Consider the following 2,967-nt stretch of genomic DNA (forward strand, 5'->3'; position numbering starts at 1 on the left):
AGCCCATCAGCCGAGACGGGAACATCAATACCGATCTCGATAGCGACGCTGCTGACCGAATGCCGCTCGCGGATTAAGCCCGCATGTCACGTTCCTGCCGGCTGCCGATGCAAGACATTGGGCGCGTGTCTGGTACATGCAGTCGCCGGGATATCCGACACCCCTTCCCTGCACGCACCAAGGATAGTCACGTGCATTGGCGACGGTGACGTTTGTCAATCCCGCAATTGCAAGCCCCAGAGCCGTAATGAACAGAGAGATGCGCATGCTTGGCTCCTTCAAGGCGATGCACGTTCAACGGAGCCCAAAGGCTTACGTTCCTCAGGGGGCGGCGGCCGAGTTCAGCGAGCCGCGCCTTGCAGCAAGCGAAATGGCGTCGCCAAATGCCCTTTGGACTAGGAACAGAGAACGGCCCAAACTTATACTGCGTGGGCGAAGGGTATCCTGGCGTCGAGATCCAGTTGTCCACGCTTGCCGCCAGCTCCACAGAACGAAGCTTCCTGGTCATTTCGTCGCGCTGGTCATAAGGAGCCGCGAACCTATCGGCTGGTCGCGCATCCGCGCCAACAAGAGCGATAGAGGTTGCACAATTACTAGCCTGCCTTGATCGATCGTGGCGATTCCGGTGACCCTGACGGCCGATGAAGAGCGTGACGTCTGGATGCGCGCGCCGTGGGACGAGGCCAAGGGGCTGCAGCGGCCGTTGTCCGACGACGCTTCGAAGATCGTAACGCGGAGCCGACAAAGAAGACCGTTTGGCGGCTGTTTAGGGGCCTCAATGGCTCAGGAAGAGCAAAAGACCGGCTGCGATCCACAGCGGCGACAGGCTCAGCAGCATGGTTAGCCAGAACTGCAACTCTCTTTGGATGCAAGTGCTTCCCTGCATTGCTCATTCCTCACTCTTCGAGGGGAAACCAGCCTGCTCCCTAAGATCGGGGCTCATCATTAACCCACATCAAGTTTATACATGCGCGCCAAAGAAAAGACCCCAGATCGGTGGAAACCGCTGGGGTCGAAGTCAACACATTGGTCGTCAGACGCCGCGATCAACAGCGCCTCCTGCGAATCCACGCGTAATTGGGTCCGCATGCGCCACCGTACCGAACTCGGTGGATACGAGCAGTTGGGCGCATTGCATGGCTCCATGCTGCCGATTTTTGTTAGTCCCTGTCAAAGAATAAGTCCCAGCGTTCTGGGGAGGAACGCTGGGACTGATGTGGAGCGCCAACTCGGGGGCCGGAAACGCATCCACGATTGCCTAATTTTCCCGACTTGAAATCGTTCCTAATCAGGCTGCCGGTTTTGGTTTTTCTGATGCTGACCCCAAATTGACAGCATCGTGCCTTGCAAATTATCCTGATCGAACGGCCTTCACTCAGGTCGACCGCCTTAGGCGCATGACCAGCCGATGGTCGGTCCAAAGTTCTATGATATCGTGGATAGCCAGATATCCCTCAGCTCGCTTCTTCGCCTCCTCGTCACCGTGGCTGGTGAACTCGTAGGTAGCCCGAGCAATGCCTGCCGCGTCGACAGCGAAAGCTACATATGGTCTGAGCTTTTCAACCATTCTCACTCAATCGACTGGTCAGCGGGGCCAGCCCGCAAAAGCGTCGCCAGAGAGCCGCGGCCTCACGCGGCGGAGCCCACTCAAAATCGGCGCGCGCACCCGCCAGCTCCCTTGACGGAAGAAGGAGCCGACAATCAGCTGATCGGGCGTGCAACATGCGCAGGGCCCAGCCGCCTCAGCAGGCTGCATGCGCTATTTCTGCGATCCGTTCTGTTGGCTGTTGGAAGAGCCCGAGTTCTGGCTTGGGGCCGTGGGAGGATTCGATTCAGGCGTACCCGCTGTCCCAGAGCCCATGCCTACAGTCGCTGAGTTACTTCCTGCCCCGCTCATGGCCTCAAACACCGACATCCCGTGCGGCCCGATTGTCATGAGGACCGGATTGCCGTCGCTCGATTTGGCCTGCACGACGAACGAACGTGCGACGACCTTCACATCGGTGAAGCCTGCCTTCTCAAGATCTTGGCGGATCTTCTGAGTTGCATCTGCATCCTGACTCTGGGAGCTATTCCAGGCGGGATCCGCCGGGCTGCTCTGGTCATTTTTGCTCGATGCCGCATCCATTTGTGAGCTGCTGGTGGGAGCAGTTGTTTGCGCAAGCGAGGGCGACCCGAGGACTACCAGCAAGGTTGCCGCAGCGAGGGCTGATTTCATGAGCGTTCTCCTTGGTTGAAGATACGCGTAATTCTCGCGCAGCCCTGTCGTTCCTAGAATTTACTGGCGTCGCTGTATCTTCGGGCCTCGTACTCTCTTCAAGACAACTGAATGCCAAACGAGCTGGCCCGACCGCTGTTCGCCTGGAAGAGCGGCATTGAGTCCCTTGTGCAAGCTCCAAGTTCCGATGATTGAGCGCTCCTAGGCAATCTGCTCCCGCGCCCGCCGCAGCGCGGCTTGCAGCCGCTTTCTTTCCTTTTCCCATCTGTCGGTCCGTCCTGGAGGCATGACGCGCGGCTGGGGGAGGGCACCCTGTCTGGCCGAAGACAACTGCCGGGCGTCCTTGCTGGTCGCTGCCCAGCCGAACGCCGATCGACGGTCGCCCCGATCGCGCTAACGAGGTATCCAGGATGACGAAGGGATACTGTGGCGGGCGAGCGTGTCCGTCGGGCGGGATCTCTTAATCAACCGAGAGTTTTCGCCTTGGCGCCGCACATCTTCCCGAACATCCGGCATTGGCAGGAGCGAGCCGGAGGGATAGGCTTGGTCTTATTGTAGCGAAAACACTTTCAGTTCGTCTCACAGGAGGAGTGCGGTGAGGCTGATTTATATTTCCGTCGGACTCTTGATTGGATTCAGTTGTTCCTCTATTTCCGCCGCCGAGAAGCCAATCGTTGAACTTCTAGCAGCCTGCGATCAAGTTGCGGCTCATCCATTTGATAGGACGCGACAGCGGGAGTCGCTGGCGT

At 58.5% G+C, this 2,967-nt stretch carries 2 protein-coding genes; both read right to left on the minus strand.

Features of this window, described 5'->3' with window-relative positions; all coding sequences use genetic code 11:
• Window positions 1–24: 24 nt before the first annotated feature.
• The gene (locus tag AKN84_RS47075) at window positions 25–267 is read right to left on the minus strand and encodes a DUF3551 domain-containing protein (protein ID WP_074125907.1); all 243 of its coding nucleotides are present in this window, start codon (window positions 265–267) and stop codon (window positions 25–27) included.
• Between the two features lie 1,492 nt (window positions 268–1,759).
• Complete coding sequence (locus tag AKN84_RS44135) at window positions 1,760–2,218, minus strand: hypothetical protein (protein WP_050426582.1); 459 nt, start codon at window positions 2,216–2,218, stop codon at window positions 1,760–1,762.
• Window positions 2,219–2,967 lie beyond the last annotated feature (749 nt).

It is taken from the genome of Bradyrhizobium tropiciagri, assembly GCF_001189845.1.
Classification (GTDB): Bacteria; Pseudomonadota; Alphaproteobacteria; order Rhizobiales; family Xanthobacteraceae; genus Bradyrhizobium; species Bradyrhizobium tropiciagri.